Raw genomic sequence first — 17,152 nt, 5'->3', positions numbered from 1 at the left:
GCGCATTTTCCGCGTTCAAGCCAGCGCCGCCGCTTGCGCCGCCTTAATCCGCGCCCAAGCCAGATCGGGAAATTCCGGCTTGGCAGGTTCCAGCAGGTTCTGCGCCAGAAACCAGTAAAGGTATTTCTCATAGTCAAACCCTGCATGCGACAGGGTCGCACTATGCAGGGCCTGCACCAAAAGCGCGGGGCGGTTTGCCACCACGGTTGCATGATGATAGTCGCATTGCGCGCAGGTGATGACGGGCTTTTTCTGCATCAAGGCCTCAAACCCCGCCGCAGAGTTCTGCGTCACCACCATCTGCGCGGCCTGCGCCAGATCATGCACCGAGGCGTCAGAGATCACCAGATTGGCCAGCTTGCGCGCTTGCTGCTGCACCCAGGCCACCGTTTCCGCGCGCTGCAGCGGATGCAGTTTGACATAAACCCGCGCGCCATCGGCTTCGCGCGCGACCAGCTTCAGCATCTTCGTGGTTTCAATGTAATGCACCGGGCTGGCGAAATGCTCAATGTCCTGCAGGAACAGGGTGGCAAAGGCTGCGGGCAGCACGCGCCGCTCGGCCTGAGGGAACTTTGACACGTTCTGCCGCAGGTTCCAGCCGGCCACGCCGTTGAAGAAAAACCGCGCGGCCTTGGCGTCGATCTGATCGGGTTTGAACGCGCGACGGATCAACGACGAGGCCATGTTGACCCCCACCGGATCCAGATACCAGAACCCGCGCAGATAACCCGGATGGGCATGCAGGATTCCTGGCCCAATCGGCGCGCGCGGGCCGATCAGAATATGAACATGCCGTCTGTCCTGCAAAAGCTGGGCCGAAACCGCGCTTTCGCTGGGGGCAAGCAGCGCAGTCAGGCCCTCTTCTTGCGCCCTGTGGCCCAGCTTTTCAAAGAAATCAAACCGCCCCAGCGCCACATCCTGATACCAGCTTTCCCCGGCATGCACGATCACGCTGGCGGGCAGGGTATCGGGGGGTGTGGCGGGCAAAACGGCAAAACGGGGCATCGGGCACTCTCACACACAGCCAGAGCCCGCGTCGAATGGCTCTCGTCAGATCAGCGGCATCCGGCGCATCTGGCCGGGGGCGTCTGGGTCGTGATACTTGTTCGGCACACCGTTTTCCACCAAAAGCCGCGCGCAATAGGCCACGCGGTCGCCGTCCAGCGTCACCCCCAGCCCCGGCCCGGTTGGCAGAGTGATGTGGTTGTGCTTCGGGCTGAACGGGCCTTCGACGATCACGTCATGTGGCTGTTGGCGCAGTAGCGACTGGTTCGGTTCGCGGATATGCGGATGCGCCGCGCAGGCGTGCAGATAGGCGGCAGTTTCCAGCCCTGAACCGCCCGAATAGCACCAGAAATCAATCCCAGCCGCCTGACAACCGCTGACAAACCGCAGCATTGCCGAAAAACCGCCAAACCCCGCCACATCCGAGACGATGGCATCCGGCACGCCGTAGGCCATGGCTTTGCCGATGTCGGTGTTGTGGCCCGAGAACGGGATCGTGGTGCGCGCCCGCAAGCGTTTCATCGCCGTCCAATCCGGGGTGGGGTCTTCCCAGTTGCGGATGTTCAACTCTTCGAACGCCGGGGCCAGATGCAGGCAGGACGGCAGCGAGAACGCCTGATTGCTGTCGATGCGCAGCATGGCATCTTCGCCCAAGGCGGCGCGTAGTGCCTGAATCAGCCGGATATTGGCGTTCAGATCGGGGTCCGAGACCTTGCCCTCAAACCATGTCGTGCCATGCGCCTCGCGCAAGGACAGGCAGTAATCCACCACCGCCTGCACGCTGGCTTCACCGCCTTTGCCGTTCTGCGGCAAGCGGTAGGAAAAGTAATCGGTGAAGGGGATTTCACTGCTTTGAATGCCGCCCAACAGATTTGCCACGGGCTGCCCCCACAGCTTGCCGCGCAAATCCCACAGCGCGATCTCGATCCCACCCCAGGCAGCGCGGGTGGCATAGTCGGTGACAGAATGATTGGCGGGCATCGACGGCAGCACGCGGCGTTCCAGCCCCGCCATATCCAGCGGGTCGTGGCCCACCAAAGCCTCGGCCATCCGCAGGATGATCGCAGCCGAGCCATGGCTGGGCGCTTCGGCAATCCCGATCACGCCATCGCTGGTTTCCACCTCGACAATGGTCTTGGTGAAGCCATCCAGCGCGCCGTAAGACCAAAGATACGGCGCCTCAAGCGGGATCAGTACCGGGGTTGCGCGAATGGCCTTGATCTTCATGCTGCCTCCATCTTGCCCGTTCAATCTGGCAAGGATCGCCCCTGTGGTCTGGTTGGGTTGCGACAGAAAACGTCGCGCCTTGTCTCTTTGCGCAAGCCGCGCGGGCGGCTATGCTGGTGCGATGATCCGCGTGTTGCTCTTGCTGTCCGGCCTGTGTCTTGCCACCCCTGCGGCGGCGGAATTTGCCGTGTGCAACCAAAGTTTTGATGTGGTCAACGTCGCCATCGGGCAGGATGTGGCGGGCGAGTTTCAGACCGAGGGCTGGTGGACCATCGGCCCGAACCAATGTGCCAATGTAATCAAGGAAGAACTCGCCAGCCGCTACATCTATCTTTACGCGCAGGATGTGTTCGGCCAGCCGATTTTGAACGGCACGACGCAGATGTGCATCTCACCGCGCAAGTTTTCGATCCGGGGGATCAATGAATGCTGGTCACGCGGCGATATTTCTGCGGGGTTCATCGAGGTGGATACGCTGAAAACCCAGCGCTGGACGTTGTTTCTGGCGGCAACGCAATAGGGGGCTCGCCCCCTCGGCTTCGCCTCACCCCGAGGATATTTGCGCGCAGAGGATGACAATTTTAGACAAGTTTTAGCGGTTTTCAGCCGCTAGCCAGTTGAGTTGCGCTGCGCTAGGCTGGCAGGATTATTGGCAGAATTTCAGCGCGTTTCCGGCAAGGTTGGCATGGATATCGACCCCCGTTTCAAAGCCGCCCGCGCGCGTTCGGCGCAGCGGCGCAGCAATGCCGTGGCGGTGCGTGTGGTGCTGTGGATCGGGGCGGTGGTGGCGCTGTGCGGGGTGGCGGTGGCGCTATACCTCGGCGGCGTGGTCACGGTGGGCACCCCTGATGCGCCGGTGGATGTGGCCGACGATACCCCGCCTGCCGCCTATGTCTCGGCCTTTGTCGATCTGGCGGGCGATCCGATGGTGCTGCGCTTTGACACCGGGGCTGCGCTGAAAACCCGCAAACTGTTGCGCCCCATCGACATACCGGCAGAGCGGGCGGGCGATGAGCTGTCGCTGCTGAGCGATGATCTGATCACGGGCGAGGAAAAGCTGATCACAACACTGCCGTCGAGCCGCGAGGATTTCGCCTATTTTCAGGCGCAGCGCGCGGCACCCACAGCCTTGCCGAAACCGCAAGCGCCCTCGGAGCAGCCTGCGGAAACCGTGGTGGTGGCGGATGGTGATGCCAGTTGGGGCGAGAATATGGATGGGACGACCACGCTCGAAACCTATGTCAAAACCCGGATCGAGAACACCACCAGCGTCAATTTCATCCTGCCGGAAGGTCAGCGCAAGCCACCCTATCAGGATACTTTTCTGCGGTTGAAAGACACCACCGACCTTGCCGCCCTGATGGCCGGGAACGGCATGGATGCAGCCGCCGCCAAGCGGTTTGCCGAAGCGGCGGCGGTGCTGGTGCCCGAATTTGCCAGCCTTGGGCCGGGCAAGATTCTCGCGGTGCGGGCGGCGAACCGCAGCGGGATTATGGTGCCGGTGCAGGCCTCGCTTTACACCAAGACCGATTACTTCGGCTCGGTCGCCATCAATGATGCAGGCAACGTCGTGACCTCTGCGGACCCCTGGGTCGAGGAAGATCTGTTCAGCTTTGCCGGGGATCAGGCGGCAGCGGATATAGATACAAGCCGCAAATACCGGATGCTGGATGCGTTCTATTCGGCGGCGATCCGTAACGGTGTGCCTTCGGCGGTGGTGGCCGAAACCATCGTGATGATGAGCCAAGCCTTTGATATGGATAGCTTCGCCGCCCCCGGCGACAAGATGACGCTGCTCTATTCGCGCAATCCGGGCACGGGCGGCTCCGGCCCCGGTCAGGTGCTCTATGCCGCGATCAAGGGCGAGGGCAAGGTGCTGGAATGTCATGTCTTCAAGCCTGCCGGGAAAGAGGATTACACCTGCTTTGGCCCCGGCACCAGCGGCGGCGGCGGCGCGGCAGGCGGGGGTGTTTCCTTGCGGGCGGGGTTTGTAACGCCTGCGAAGGGCGTGCTGACCTCGCGCTTTGGCCCCCGGATGCACCCTATCCTCAAGGTGTTGAAGCTGCACAAGGGCACCGATTGGGCCGCCCCAATTGGCACGCCCGTGGTGGCAGCGTTCGGCGGCACCATTCTGGCGGCGGGCGATGGCGGCACCTATGGCAACCTGATCAAGATCAGCCATCCCGGCAATCTGGAAACCCGCTATGCGCATCTTTCGGCCTTTGCCGATGGCATCAAGGCGGGCATGGCAGTGACGGCGGGGCAGTTGATCGGCTATATCGGCACCACCGGGCAATCGACCGGGCCGCATCTGCATTTCGAGTTGTATGAGAACGGCGTCGCGGTTGATCCGTTGGTGGGTGGGGCTGCAGTGGTGGCCGATGGCGGCGGCTCGGCGGTGGAAGTGTTGGTGGATCAGATCATCCGGGTGGAATCGGGCGGCAAGGCCGATGCCGCCAATCCGCTTTCCAGCGCCGTGGGATTGGGCCAGTTTATTGAAAGCACATGGCTGCGGATGATGCAGCAATACCGCCCCGATCTGGCCAGCACGATGGACCGCGCCAGCCTGCTCGCGCTGCGCACCGATCCCACCATCAGCCGCGAGATGGTGACGGCCCTCGCGCGTGAGGGCGAAAGCTATCTGCGCGCGCGGGGGCATGACATCACGGCGGGGCGGCTATACCTGTGCCATTTCCTTGGCGCCGAGGGGGCCAATATGGTGCTGAACGCACAGGATGATCAGTTGGTGGGCGATGTGATGGGGGCAGGCGTGGTCAAGGCCAACCCGTTCCTGGCCGGGCGCACCATTGCCTATGTCAAGGAATGGGCCGAGCTGAAGATGAGCCGCAAGGGCGGCTCCAGCCTGCCCGCCGTCGCCGCCACCCCGCCCGAAGTGCTGGCCTACCAAAAGATCATCGCAGGCCTGCTGGGCACTCCGATCTGAGGAGGGTGCGTGCAAGCACACACCCTACCAAATATGACCGTAGGGTGCGTGCTTGCACGCACCACTGCCCAATGATCAAAACCAGCACCCTGTCACCACAACATATGGTGTCTTTCCTATTCCGCCACACAAGTCATTCCCAGATGGGAAGATACATATCCCGTAGGGTGCCTGCTTGCAGGCACCGCCACTCAGGCGAAATCGTAACCGATAGCCCCGTCTTTCATCACGATCTCCACCGTCTTGATAGGCGTCTGCGTCACCATCCGCGACAACACCTCGCGCGAGAGGTCGGGCAGGATGGTGTTGGTGATGATGTTATCGACCATGCGGCCACCCGAATCCGGGTCTTTGCACTGATCGACCAGATAGGCCATCACCTCGGGCGACACGGTCATCACAGCGCCATGGTTTTCCTTCATCCGCCGCACGATGGCTTTCAGCTTCAGTTTGACGATGCCCGACAGCACCTCGGCAGACAGCGGGAAATACGGGATCGTCACGATGCGGCCCAGCAGGGCGGGCGGGAATACACGTGTCAGATAGGGCTTCATCGCCTCGGACAATTCCTCGACCGCAGGCCGGGTTTCGCCCTTTTCGGCCATATCCATGATCACTTCGGTGCCGACATTGCTGGTCAGCAGGATCAGAGTGTTCTTGAAGTTGATCGGGCGGCCCGAGCCATCCTCCATGATGCCCTTGTCGAACACCTGAAAGAACAGCTCATGCACATCAGAATGGGCCTTTTCGACCTCATCTAGCAGCACGACCGAATGCGGTTTGCGCCGGACCGCTTCGGTCAACCGCCCGCCCTCGCCATAGCCGACATAGCCGGGGGGCGCGCCTTTCAGCAGGCTGACGGTATGGGCCTCTTGGAACTCGCTCATGTTGATGGTGATGATGTTCTGCTCGCCGCCATAAACCGCCTCGGCCAAGGCCAGCGCGGTTTCGGTTTTCCCCACACCAGAAGGGCCGCACAGCATGAACACCCCAATCGGCTTGTTCGGGTTCGACAGCTTGGCGCTGGAGGTCTCGATGCGCTTGGCGATCATCTCCAGCCCGTGATCCTGCCCGATCACCCGTTCTTTCAGCCGGTCGCCCAGCGTCAGGATCATCTGCAATTCGTCCGACACCATGCGGCCCGCCGGAATCCCCGTCCAATCCGAGATGATCGAGGCCACCGATTGCGCATCTACATGGGCATAGACCATCCGGTCATCCGGCTTGGTTTCCTCAAGCCCGGTCATCTTGCCCGCGAGTTCACCGCGCAGGGTGGCCGCATCAGCGCCTTCCTCGGTCAGCGCGGCGCGCAGGGCCAAAATCTCATCGACCTTGGCCTTTTCGCCCGTATACATCGCCTCGGTCACAGCCAATTCGGCCTCGGCCGCCGCCTGTTCGGCCTGCGCTTCGGTGATGCGTTCCTCGTTCACCTCGCCCAGATCACGCTGGGCTTCCTTCGCAGCAATCTCAGACGCCAGTGCCTGAATCTTCACCCGCAGATCCTGCACCTTGGCGGGCGTGGTCGATTGGCTGATCGCCACCCGCGCACAGGCGGTATCCAGCAGCGACACCGCCTTATCGGGCAACTGCCGCGACGGGATATAGCGGGCCGAAAGGTTCACCGCCGCCACCACAGCCTCGTCCGAAATCCGCACGCCGTGGTGCTTTTCCATCGGCGCAAGGATACCGCGCAGCATGTAGCAGGCGCGGTCGGTGGAAGGCTCGTCAATGGTGATCGGCTGGAAGCGCCGGGTCATCGCCGGGTCTTTCTCGAAGTATTTCGCATACTCCATCCATGTCGTAGCCCCCACCGTGCGCAGGGTGCCGCGCGCCAGTGCCGGTTTCAAAAGGTTCGCCGCATCGCCGGTGCCAGCCGCCCCGCCCGCGCCCATCAGGGTGTGAATCTCGTCAATGAACAGGATGATCGGCACGGGGCTGCCCTGCACCTCGTCAATCACGCTCCGCAGGCGCTGTTCAAACTCGCCCTTCATGCTGGCCCCGGCCTGCATCAGCCCCAAATCGAGCATGTAAAGCTTGTTGCCCTGCAATTTCGGCGGCACATCGCCCGCAGCCAATCGTTGCGCAAAGCCTTCGACCACGGCGGTTTTGCCGACCCCAGCCTCACCCGTCAGGATCGGGTTGTTCTGCCGACGCCGCAGCAGAATGTCGATGATCTGGCGGATTTCCTCATCCCGGCCGACAATCGGGTCCATCTTGCCGGATGCCGCCACCGCCGTCATATCCACCGCGAAACGATCGAGCGCAGTGGTGCCCGTCTGGCCCCCCGCCGCCGCCGCACCCGCCTGCGCGCGCCCCACCCCGGTGCCGTCCATCGGGCGCATGTCCTCCTCATCGGAGTACTTCCACGCCCCACGCGCTTCGTTCACCAGCGTATCCGGGTTGATCTCGCCGAACACTTTCGACATCTGCACCAGCTTGGCGCGCGCCTCTTTATCCTTCAGCGCCGCCACCAGAATATGCCCGGTTCTGATCTGCGCTTCGCCAAACAGCAGCGTGGCATAGCGCCAGCCGTGATCCATCACCGTGGTCATCGACTCGGATACCGAGGGCATTTCGGTCGCACTTTTGCGGAAACTGTCGATCACAGCGGCCAGATCACGCTCCAGCTTGGCACGGTCGAGTTTGAAGTGGTTCAGCGTTGCCGAAATATCCGATTTCGGATTCTGCACGATATGGAACAGCCAATGCGACAACTCGACATTGCGGTTGCCCTCATTCTTGGCGTGGCGCAAGGATTGCAAAAACGCATCATACCCCACCCGGTTCAGCTTTCCGGCGACGGTTTCAAGGCTAATGTCGGCCATGGTGTTTCCCTTCAAATCAGTTTTCAAATGTCAGAATGCGAAGTCAGGCAGAGCGGCGGTCCGAGGCGAAAACCGCATCCGACCTATAGCTGCCCGGAGGGGCTTGCGGTGGCGCGATCCAGCCTGTCCAGCCAAGCGCGCCCGACTTGCCCAAGGCCATGCCTTTGACCTGATCGGCGGGCAAAGAGGGTGCGATTTCCACCTCGGTCTCATGGCCAAGGTATGTGAACAAAAGCTCGGTCAGGCGCTGAAAGCTGGTGCCACCCGGCAGAAAACTTTGATACTGCGGCAGGCTTTCGGTTCTCACCGCGACGCGGATTTTCTCTGTCACCGATTGCACCCGGCTGCCCAAGCGGCAATCGCGCCCCAAGCCAGAATTCGCTGCCCCCAGCCGGGTGAGATCCGAAGGCTCAAACCCCAGCCAGACCGGCACATTCTCCTCAATCTCAACGCTTACCCCGCACAGGCTTTCCAGTATCTGCCGCAGCCGCACCGGGCTTTTCACCCGCGCCATCGCGATGCCCGTCAAGGGCAGCCGCGCCATGTCCGGCACTGTGCCACGGCGCTGCAAGGCGGGCGAGGCAAGGCCCACGGGGGCGCCGACATAGGCCTGAAACCGATCATCCTCGGGGTGGTCATATTGGGTGATGCCGCGCGCATCCGACCAGGCCCGGAAGAACAACTGCTGAAAGCGGTTGGTGAACAGATCGGCAAGGCGCACGAACGCCTCATCCTTGAACATATACCACTGCTGCACCTCTGCCGTGGTATTCATCGGCAGCGCCCCTTGCGGGCCGAAATAGCCAAGGAAATTCGACCGCACCCGCAGCTTTCCGCCTGCGGTTTCCGTCACTTGGCTGACGTTGCGGTCGGGGAAGGCCTGAAACGGTTCCTGCCCCAGCCGCACCACTTCCTGCGCCATGGTCTGATTGCGGCCAATCCGCGGATGTTGCGGCTGGCCACGCTCCAATTCACGCATCAAGGCCAGAAAGCCAAACTCGGCAGGCTCGGCCTTGAGCGCGTCGCGGCGGTTCATAGCAGCGGCCCCTGTCCGGTGCGGGGCGGGAACGTCTTGATCACGCCGCGTTGATCGCTGGTCAGCACCAACTGGGTAAAGCTGTTGATGCTGGCATATTCGGCAAAAAACCGATCCAGCACCGCACCCAGCAAGAACACGCCCGAGCCTTCGAACGCGCGTTCGTCAAACCGCAGCGTCACCTCGGTGCCGCGCGCCGCGTGATAGCCGCCCGCGCGCTGGATAGTGCGGGTGACGGGGCGGCTGGTCACAGCCTTCAACCCCTGCAACTGCCGCTCGGTGGTCTGAGCGGTGACATCGGCGAACAGCGACAACAATTCGCGCAGCGCCGCCGCTTCATCGCGGCTGCCGCGATTATCCAAGCCCAGAAAATTCAGCGACAGGAACGAGATCAGCCGCCACTGCACCGGCCCCGCCGTGGCGCGGTGGGGGGCGGATTGATCCAACTCCAGCACCGACTCGCGCGGGGTGGTCGGTCCCGCGATGCAGCGCAGCGGGATGGCGGTATCGTCATTCAGCCGGAAATCCGCACCGCCTTGGGCAATCGGCAGGTATTGCGGCAGATGGCGGTTGGAACACAGCAGTTTGATCTGCAAGCGCTTCACCCGCTCGGCACTGTCCAGATGCCCCGGCTCGTAAATCGAGATAAAGCTTTCGGTGCCGGTATAGCCTTGCACCTGCCCAAAACGTTTTTCCTTGGCGGTCAGACGGCGCGGGCGCTGCTTGGCGGTGTAATAAAGCGCCTCACGCGGGGCCATCACATCGGCGGGCAGGCCATACAAAGGATGCACCGGGATCTTGGTTTTCACCCCGGCGTAATAGGCGAACACTTCGGTAATCCGATGCACTTCGTAATGCGAAGCAGGGCTGCTGTCGGCGCTGACAAGGTAGTCGTGCCGCAGCGTGTCCAGTTTGACCTGCGCGCAGTTTTCCTCGAAAAGGTTGATTGCAGGGGCGGCGAACAGGCGGAAATTCTCGGCCGTGATCCGCGCCGGCAGGCTGGGGCGCACCGCGTTCATCTCGACCATCAGATCAAAACTGGCCGCCGGAATACGCGGCAGAACCTTGCGCAGGCCTTGCAGGCGAAAGCCCAGGAACTTCTGCGGAAACAGGAAAAACTCGCGCAGCAGGGTAAAGCCGCGGAACACACGGGTATCCTCGGGGAAGATCGCCTCGGCCTCGTCAAAGCCGATCTGCTCCAGCCAGCTTGGTTCCAGACGCAGGAAAATCGGATCGCCGCGCGCATCCAGATAGCGGATGGTGGCGCGGGTGGAGTTGGTGAACAGATGCTCGTAAACCGAAATCTGCTCTCCCAGATCGCCGGTCAGATAGACGGGAAGGCTGTCGGCTTGAATGGCCGCCACCGGCTTGCCGGGTTTATCCTTTTGCGCGGCCGAGGCTGGGCGCAGGAAAGACAGGATCAACCCGCCCGCCGTATCCGGCCCAACATCCAGCCCCAAAGCCTGAAACGCCGTCGGCCCAGTGACAAACCGCGCCGTGGTCAGCCGCAGCGGCCACAGCGTCAGCGGCGCAGACAGCCGAAACCGGCAGGAAATCCGCTGATCACGATCGACATAACGTGCATCCAGATAGCTACCGGGGGCAAAGCTTTTGCCCTTCTCCAACTCATCCTCGGCAAAGTTCGGATCGGCCTGCGCGAGGATCGCCGAGGGTGTCGGGGCCATGAAGTTCGGCAAAAGCTGATCGAGCAATTCGCCGGTAAAGGTGGAAAACTCACTATCCAGTTTCAACTGCACCCGTGCCGCCATAAAGGCCGCACCTTCCAGCAGCCCTGCCACCGCCGGATCAAGGTTGTCTTGCGTAAGCCCCCCCAAACGCTCGGCAATGCCGGGAAAATCCTCGGCAAATTCCTTGGCCCCTTCATACAGCAGGGCCAGTTCGCGGTTATATGCCTCAAGGAAAGCCCGGTTCATCCGCGCACCACAAGGTTCGACAGCGCGACTTTGCCTGCCCCGGTGTCGATCTCGGCGACAAATTCCAGCGGCACATCCACCGGGCGCGCGGCCATCTCGGCGGTGATGTCAAAGGCGATGCGTTGCGCGCTGTCGGCCTCGGGGCGGCGCATTTTGACCGACAGGGTTTCGGCAATCAACCGGGGTTCATGCGCCAGCAAAGCATCGCGCAGATCGCGGGCAACTTGGCTGTGGCGGTGATCATCCACCGTCAGGCGCGACATATCGGGGATACCGTAATTCAAAATCGACTTCTTCACAAAATCAAGGCCGGTCAATGGAATCGAGGCTTCCAGATGCACAGTCGCCATCAGGTTGCCCAGATCAATCGCCAGATGGTCGCGCAGGGTCGCTTGCCCCGCACCTTCGCGGCGTTCAATGCTGCGGGCCGACAGAACCCGGCCATCGCCGTCGGTCATGGTATCATCGCGCGCAGAAGCATCGCGCTGGCGTGCGGCTTGGCGGAACACGTTCATCAGGGAAACTTGGAAAATGCCGTCACGCTCTGCCATAGGCCGACTTTCTTCGGATCTCGTCGCCTGAGAGCGGTGCGGGTCAAGCGCTGATCAAAGGGGAAGGCCGGGCGCAGAAACGCCCGGCCTTTATGCTCAGGAGCCTTTGTTCGTGGCGAGGTCGTATTTCTTCTCGACCTTCGCACCTTGGCCACCAGCGGCGGTTTGCTGCCAGTAGGTCAGGGTCAGTTCGCGGAAGTTGAACGAGAATTGCTCGTTGATCAACGCGCCCTGACCACCGCCCGAACCGGTCTGATACGACGACACCAGCACGTCTTTCATCACGAACTGGAAGTAAACCATCGCCTTGTCGCCGGTGGCTTTGCGCACATAGAGCGTCGCATCCGGGATGTGCTTGCCGGTGGCGCAAGCGATCATCAGTTCGGGCGAGGCTTTGCAGATCAGCTTGGTGAAATGCATGTCCTGCACCATCGAACGGCCCGCGCCGCCGCCTGCGCCCGAACCGGCGCTGAACGTGCCTTGCTGGGTGACGCCCCAGCCATAGCTGTCGATGTTCAAATGATCTTTGAACTGGTCATCGGTGGATTCGCCGTTGATCCCGCCGCCAACCTTCAGAAAAATGTCTGTTCCGGCCATCTGTACTCTCCTTTGAATGAAACTTTAGCTGCCTTGGGCGGTGTCGTGAGTGTGACGCCCAAGACCGCGACTTATTTGCCGGAAGGCAGCTTGGAGACCAGGCTCATCCCGATATCCATGCCTTCCAACTGGTAGTGCGGACGAAGGAAGAATCTTCCGACGTAGTAGCCGGGGTTTTCTTCGTCCGCGATCACTTCCACCTTGGCCGCAGCCAAGGGCATCAATGCCTTTTCGCGCTCCGAGGCAGTTGCAGGGTTGCCGTGAACATACTGGTTGATCCAGTTTTGCAGCTCTTTTTCCAGCTGCGCCTGCTCACGGTTTGAACCGACCATGTCCCGCACCATGCATTTCAGATAATGGCTGAAACGCGAGATCGCGAAGATATACGGGATGCGCGAAGACAGATTGTCCGAGGCCGTGGCCTCTTCGTTCTGGTATTTCTTCGGTCGGTACAACGATTGCGCGCCCAAGAATGCGGCGCGGTCGGTGTTCTTGCGGTGGATCAAGGGCATGATCCCCGATTTGGAAAGCTCGCCTTCACGGCGATCGCTGATGGCGAATTCGGTCGGGCATTTCATATCGGTCGAGCCATCGCCGGTATCGAAGTTATGCACCGGCAGGCTGGTGATCTCACCGCCCGAGGTGACGCCGCGAATCTGCACCGTCCAGCCGTATTCCTTGTGCGCGCGGTTGATGTTGACCGCCATCGCATGGGCGGCGTTCATCCAAGCATATTGCTTGCCTTCATGGCCATCGGTGGTTTCTTCAAAGTTGAATTCTTCCACCGGCTCGCCATTTTGGCCGTAGGGCGCACGCGCCAGCACCCGCGGCATCGCCAGCGCGATATAGCGCGAGTTTTCCGAGTCGCGCAGCGAGTTCCAGCCTGCATAATCCGGCGTGTCAAACACCGTGGACAAATCGCGCGGGTTGCCAAGTTCGTTCCAGCTGTCCATCCCCATCAGGGTCGGTGCGGGCGAGGTGATGAAAGGCGCATGGGCGGCGGCGGCAATCTTGCCCAGATCGCGCAGCAGGCGCACGTCAGACGACGAATGGTCGAACGCAAAGTCACCCACCAGCGCGCCGAATGGCTGGCCGCCCAACTGGCCAAACTCGGCCTCGTAAATCTTCTTGAACAGCGGGCTTTGGTCCCACTTGGCCCCCGGATAGCCGCGCAGTTCCTTGTCCAACTCGGTTTTCGAGATGTTCATCACTTGCAGCTTCAGCGTCGCATCCGACTCGGTGTTGTTCACCGTGTAGGCCAAACCCCGCCACGCGCTTTCCAGTTTTTGATATTCGGCGTTGTGGATGATTTCATTGACCTGCTGCGACAGCTTTTCGTCGATCTTGGCCAGCATCTTGTCGATGGTGTCGAGGATATCATCGGTGATCACCGTCTCGTCGGCCAAAGCCTCACGCACAAGGGTGCCAACGGCGTTTTCCACTTCGCGCGCCGCGACATCGCTGCGCGGTTTGAAGTTTTGCTTCAGGATCGCCGAGAATTCGTCCAACTCGTGAAGGGCGCCACCAGCCCCGCCGTCTTGTTGCAGTTCAGTTGCCATGTCGATGTCCTAAAAATGTCTTGCGGGAACGCGGCCTGCAACGGCGCGCGACAGGTTATTCTTCGCCTTCCGGCTTGGCAGCGGCGCGGCGTTCGTTCAGGGCGGCCATCAGGGCCGGATCGGCCAGCAGTTGCTTCAACTGATCCTGCGCGCCGGATTTGCCGTTCATGTAGCGGGCCAGATTGGCCAGTTGCTGACGCGCCTCAAGCAGGCTGTTCAGCGCAGGCACCTGCCGCGCGATTTCGCCGGGGGAGAGATCGGCCATTTTCTTGAAGTTCAGATTGACTGACAGCTTGCCGCCCTGTTCGGGGTCCAGCTTGTTGTCAACATTGATCGCCAGACCCGGCGAGACGCTTTCCATATAGTCATCCAGCGTATCCGACGACACCGAGGTGAATTCGCGGTCGGCGACAGGCGGTTTTTCCACTTTGCTGGCATTGCCGGACAGGTCAGACATGATCCCCATCACGAAGGGCAGTTCGACCTGTTTGTTGGCTTCAATCGGATCGGCGTAGGAAATCTGCACGCGCGGCGGACGATTGCGCTTGATAAAGCCTGTGGCTGAATCGGAAGGGGCCATAACAATTCTCCTGTTCTAAATACGAAAAGAAAAGCCGCACAGAGGCTACAAGTCAACAGATTTCAACGGGGCACCCAAAACGGGCAACTGGTCAAATGAAACGGGGTCGGTCAGGCAAAATCAGTTCGGCGGAATCAATTCGCGCACCAGCGCGTGAAAGTCTTTAGACAGCATATTTCGGGCTTTGAACAGTAGGATTGGAATCGGGCTTGCCGGTTCGCGCATCCGGTAGAAATCTTCGATCTGCTTCAAGATCTGCCCGGCGTGATCGCGGCTGACCACTTCGGGCGTGGGCGGGTCATCCTCACGCGGGGTTGAGAAATCATCGCTGGTGATATTGGCCTGCCCGGACAGATCGCGCATCCGCGACATCGAGATTTCAAAGCCGGTTTCCGTGCCAAAGTTGATCTTGGCGTAACCGGCTGAATTTTCAAGCAAAGCGTCGATGGCTTCCACCAGCGGCCGCCCGATCAGCAACCGCGATTGCGTCACAAGAACCAACGCCAGCGAGGCCGGTTCCGTGGTGGCAAAGTAGCGCTCTACCGCCTGCAACAACTGATAAGCGGCACGGTGGTTGGGTACCTCTGCGGTGCCGGTCTGCACAGTGATCGTGGTGGCAGCACCACCCGCAGCCACAGCGGGCAGGTCTCCGTCGGTGGATTCTGTCGCCACCGGCGCAGCCTCGCCCAGATCGCCGCGCGCGGCCGTCACCATGGCCAGAATATCGGCCAGCTTGTCGTCCAGACGCTCTAACTTTGGGGTGAAGCCCTTCGGTGCCGATTGGCACAGCTGAACCATCGTCTTGATCGCCGCCCGCATCCCGGTCAGCTGCGCGTAAAGCGCATCCACCGCCTTGGCATTTTCCGCAGAACTCAGCGCGCCGGTTATATTGCCGACATCGCCTGGCTGCTCGCCCTCGCGCAGCGGGATCTTGCCCGAGGCCGTGCCGTAGCCGCGATAGATGATGTCACCCACCCGCTTGTCGGTCAGCAGGATCGCGTAATCCAGCGGGGCCACAATCGTCGCCAGCGCGTTCAATTCCTCGATCGCATTCTGCCGGTCGACGGCATCCACCGGCACTACATCACCGGGGTAGGTCTCGATCAACCCGGCAAAGCCCATCACCGCATCGGCAAAGCCTTTGAAGCGCCCGGAAAGGATCTGAAACTTGGCCTCAAGCCCCAGCAGGCGCAAATCGCGGCTGCGTTTCAGCAGGGCATCTATCTGGGCGGATTCGGTCTTTTGATCGACTGTTTTCGGATCAAACAGGGTGCCGCGCACCATGTTGAAATAGCTGGTGGGCAGGCGGTCTTCGACGTTGAAGTAATAGTCGCAGTAATCGGGATCATCGAGCGCCAGCAGATCTTCACCGCAAGGCGCATCAGGGGATATCGGCTTGATCAGATCATCCAGCCGCATCGGGCAAGCTTACTTGCGTTTTGCAGCAACCCGCACGGGCTGAGGTTTCGGCAACGCGGCAATCAGGCCGGCGCCCACGATGCCAGTGCCAAGAATAAGGGTGATCAATGCGGCAGTCATTGTCGATCCTTTGCAAAACTTATGTGAAGGCTAGCGCCGCGTTGCGGCATGGTCAACCGCCGTTTTTCGGGGTGGCAGATTTCACCGCTTCGTCATAGGCGTCCGAGAAATAGGCCAAAAACACGTCTAACATGCCGTTTTCATAGGGATGTGTCTTGGCATCCCAGCGTTCGACAAACAATTCCCACGCCCGCGCCTTCTTCGACGACATGATTCCCCCGGTCGAGCGTTCTTCAATCGACTCAGGGCTCAGATCTTCCAGCAGGCGGGCAAGTGCTGGCTGCATCGCCGCATAAACTGCCGTCTGATGGCGCTTTACGTCGTCAAAGCCTTGGCTGAACGCGGCCACCGCACCCAGATAGCTTTCGGTTTTCTGCGCGAACATCGTGGTCAGCGCTTCGGTGGCGTTGGGCTTGAACTTCAGGGGCGAATTGTTGATGCCGCCGATCATCGTCCGGCTCGAGCTTTTGACGAACTGCTTCGCCGCCGCCCGCGCGCCCAGCAAAGCCATCAGTTGTTCGGTGGCGATGCGCAGGGATTTGCCAATGTCTTCGCCCAGTTGCGTCACATCGACTTTCGACAGGCTACCCGCGGGCAATCCAGCCCCTTTGCAGATCGCATCCAGCAACGGCAGTGCCTCGGCCGGGGCCTCAACCGGCACCGGCGACGGTTTCAGCGGAAACGGCTCTGACGCTGGTGGGGTCGGCGTTGCCACAACGGGTGTTGGCGTTGTCACCGCCTGCGGGAGGGGGCTGAGCGCTGGCGCAATCGGCACCTCTATCGGCGGAGTTGTCAGGGGCGGGGTGGTTGGCACAAACGCCGCAGGGCGCGGGTTTTCGATGAAACTGTCGCCAAACTGCCCTGCCAGCGCTTGCGAGGGCGTATTGGGCGGCGGCAACGGCGTGTTGGAAAACTGCGGCATCGGCGTGGGGCTGGGCACAAGGCTCCACGGATCGGACACCGGCGTGATAGCGGCGGGCGCAAAGGCCTGCGCCGCAGGGTCCACCACCAGCACGCGGATGATATACTGCCCCACCTGCAACCGTTCGTTATGGCTCAGCGCAAGCGGCGAAGATACCCGCATCGACGCGCCATAGATAAAGGTGCCGTTGGTGGAAATGTCGTTCAGCCAGAACTGGCCATCGCGAAACGTCACCTCGAAATGCCGGCTTGAGATATGGCGGTTCGGATCAGGCAGGGTCCAATCCATCGCCGAGTCGCGCCCCACCTCGAAGCCGCGCGCCACAGCCGAAAACTCCAGCGGGCCGCCGTCGGGCAGGCTGTCCAAATTCTCGATGCGCAGGGTCAGTTTCATTCAGGGGCATTTCCAACAGGGGCGAGACGTAAGATAGGGC

13 protein-coding genes are annotated in these 17,152 nt (G+C 61.1%); 2 read left to right on the top strand and 11 right to left on the bottom strand.

Annotated features, from left to right (window positions below; translation table 11 throughout):
* Positions 1 to 15: 15 nt before the first annotated feature.
* Positions 16 to 1,005 (bottom strand): capsular polysaccharide export protein, LipB/KpsS family, encoded by a 990-nt coding sequence (locus tag ACFOGH_RS17785; RefSeq protein WP_380074511.1) that lies wholly within the window; start codon positions 1,003 to 1,005, stop codon positions 16 to 18.
* A 45-nt stretch (positions 1,006 to 1,050) separates the two neighbouring features.
* Entirely contained in the window at positions 1,051 to 2,232 is a 1,182-nt protein-coding gene (locus ACFOGH_RS17780) for a mandelate racemase/muconate lactonizing enzyme family protein (RefSeq protein ID WP_380074510.1), read from the bottom strand.
* A 121-nt stretch (positions 2,233 to 2,353) separates the two neighbouring features.
* On the opposite strand from ACFOGH_RS17780, the gene ACFOGH_RS17775 reads away from it, so the two are divergent.
* Entirely contained in the window at positions 2,354 to 2,752 is a 399-nt protein-coding gene (locus ACFOGH_RS17775; protein WP_380074509.1) for a DUF1036 domain-containing protein, read from the top strand.
* Positions 2,753 to 2,917: 165 nt separating this feature from the next.
* Complete coding sequence (locus tag ACFOGH_RS17770; RefSeq protein WP_380074508.1) at positions 2,918 to 5,176, top strand: peptidoglycan DD-metalloendopeptidase family protein; 2,259 nt, start codon at positions 2,918 to 2,920, stop codon at positions 5,174 to 5,176.
* A gap of 191 nt (positions 5,177 to 5,367) precedes the next feature.
* Here the strand turns inward: ACFOGH_RS17770 and tssH are convergent, their stop codons facing one another.
* The 9 genes from tssH to tagH form a co-directional block, all read right to left on the bottom strand.
* On the bottom strand, positions 5,368 to 8,001 hold the full coding sequence (gene tssH, locus ACFOGH_RS17765; RefSeq protein ID WP_380074507.1) for a type VI secretion system ATPase TssH: 2,634 nt from the start codon (positions 7,999 to 8,001) through the stop codon (positions 5,368 to 5,370).
* Between the two features lie 43 nt (positions 8,002 to 8,044).
* On the bottom strand, positions 8,045 to 9,037 hold the full coding sequence (gene tssG / locus ACFOGH_RS17760) for a type VI secretion system baseplate subunit TssG (protein WP_380074506.1): 993 nt from the start codon (positions 9,035 to 9,037) through the stop codon (positions 8,045 to 8,047).
* Positions 9,034 to 10,971: a type VI secretion system baseplate subunit TssF gene (gene tssF, locus ACFOGH_RS17755; RefSeq protein ID WP_380074505.1), complete on the bottom strand. Its 1,938-nt coding sequence runs from the start codon at positions 10,969 to 10,971 to the stop codon at positions 9,034 to 9,036. The genes tssG and tssF overlap by 4 nt, the downstream gene beginning before the upstream one ends.
* Positions 10,968 to 11,522: a type VI secretion system baseplate subunit TssE gene (gene tssE, locus ACFOGH_RS17750; protein WP_380074504.1), complete on the bottom strand. Its 555-nt coding sequence runs from the start codon at positions 11,520 to 11,522 to the stop codon at positions 10,968 to 10,970. The genes tssF and tssE overlap by 4 nt, the downstream gene beginning before the upstream one ends.
* A 96-nt stretch (positions 11,523 to 11,618) precedes the next feature.
* Positions 11,619 to 12,119, bottom strand: coding sequence for an Hcp family type VI secretion system effector (locus tag ACFOGH_RS17745; RefSeq protein ID WP_380074503.1), 501 nt, complete (start codon positions 12,117 to 12,119; stop codon positions 11,619 to 11,621).
* Positions 12,120 to 12,190: 71 nt separating this feature from the next.
* On the bottom strand, positions 12,191 to 13,678 hold the full coding sequence (gene tssC, locus ACFOGH_RS17740; protein ID WP_380074502.1) for a type VI secretion system contractile sheath large subunit: 1,488 nt from the start codon (positions 13,676 to 13,678) through the stop codon (positions 12,191 to 12,193).
* 55 nt (positions 13,679 to 13,733) lie between these two features.
* A complete protein-coding gene (gene tssB / locus ACFOGH_RS17735; protein ID WP_380074501.1) occupies positions 13,734 to 14,258 on the bottom strand; it encodes a type VI secretion system contractile sheath small subunit in 525 nt (174 codons plus the stop codon).
* 120 nt (positions 14,259 to 14,378) lie between these two features.
* On the bottom strand, positions 14,379 to 15,677 hold the full coding sequence (locus ACFOGH_RS17730; protein WP_380074500.1) for a type VI secretion system protein TssA: 1,299 nt from the start codon (positions 15,675 to 15,677) through the stop codon (positions 14,379 to 14,381).
* 172 nt (positions 15,678 to 15,849) lie between these two features.
* The gene (gene tagH / locus ACFOGH_RS17725) at positions 15,850 to 17,112 is read right to left on the bottom strand and encodes a type VI secretion system-associated FHA domain protein TagH (protein WP_380074499.1); all 1,263 of its coding nucleotides are present in this window, start codon (positions 17,110 to 17,112) and stop codon (positions 15,850 to 15,852) included.
* Positions 17,113 to 17,152: the final 40 nt, after the last annotated feature.

Origin of the sequence: Cypionkella sinensis (genome assembly GCF_042646385.1) — a bacterium.
Lineage (GTDB): Bacteria > Pseudomonadota > Alphaproteobacteria > Rhodobacterales > Rhodobacteraceae > Cypionkella > Cypionkella sinensis.
Note: the sequence above shows the minus strand (reverse complement) of the source record. Positions and strands in the feature narration are given on the sequence as shown.

Bases quoted from the DNA above. Each gene is read 5' to 3' on its own strand.
- tssF (WP_380074505.1), bottom strand. From the start codon at position 10,971: ATGAACCGGGCTTTCCTTGAGGCATATAACCGCGAACTGGCCCTGCTG.
- tssH (WP_380074507.1), bottom strand. From the start codon at position 8,001: ATGGCCGACATTAGCCTTGAAACCGTCGCCGGAAAGCTGAACCGGGTG.
- tssB (WP_380074501.1), bottom strand. From the start codon at position 14,258: ATGGCCCCTTCCGATTCAGCCACAGGCTTTATCAAGCGCAATCGTCCG.
- ACFOGH_RS17775 (WP_380074509.1), top strand. From the start codon at position 2,354: ATGATCCGCGTGTTGCTCTTGCTGTCCGGCCTGTGTCTTGCCACCCCT.
- tssE (WP_380074504.1), bottom strand. From the start codon at position 11,522: ATGGCAGAGCGTGACGGCATTTTCCAAGTTTCCCTGATGAACGTGTTC.
- ACFOGH_RS17770 (WP_380074508.1), top strand. From the start codon at position 2,918: ATGGATATCGACCCCCGTTTCAAAGCCGCCCGCGCGCGTTCGGCGCAG.
- ACFOGH_RS17745 (WP_380074503.1), bottom strand. From the start codon at position 12,119: ATGGCCGGAACAGACATTTTTCTGAAGGTTGGCGGCGGGATCAACGGC.
- tssG (WP_380074506.1), bottom strand. From the start codon at position 9,037: ATGAACCGCCGCGACGCGCTCAAGGCCGAGCCTGCCGAGTTTGGCTTT.
- ACFOGH_RS17785 (WP_380074511.1), bottom strand. From the start codon at position 1,005: ATGCCCCGTTTTGCCGTTTTGCCCGCCACACCCCCCGATACCCTGCCC.
- ACFOGH_RS17730 (WP_380074500.1), bottom strand. From the start codon at position 15,677: ATGCGGCTGGATGATCTGATCAAGCCGATATCCCCTGATGCGCCTTGC.
- ACFOGH_RS17780 (WP_380074510.1), bottom strand. From the start codon at position 2,232: ATGAAGATCAAGGCCATTCGCGCAACCCCGGTACTGATCCCGCTTGAG.
- tagH (WP_380074499.1), bottom strand. From the start codon at position 17,112: ATGAAACTGACCCTGCGCATCGAGAATTTGGACAGCCTGCCCGACGGC.
- tssC (WP_380074502.1), bottom strand. From the start codon at position 13,678: ATGGCAACTGAACTGCAACAAGACGGCGGGGCTGGTGGCGCCCTTCAC.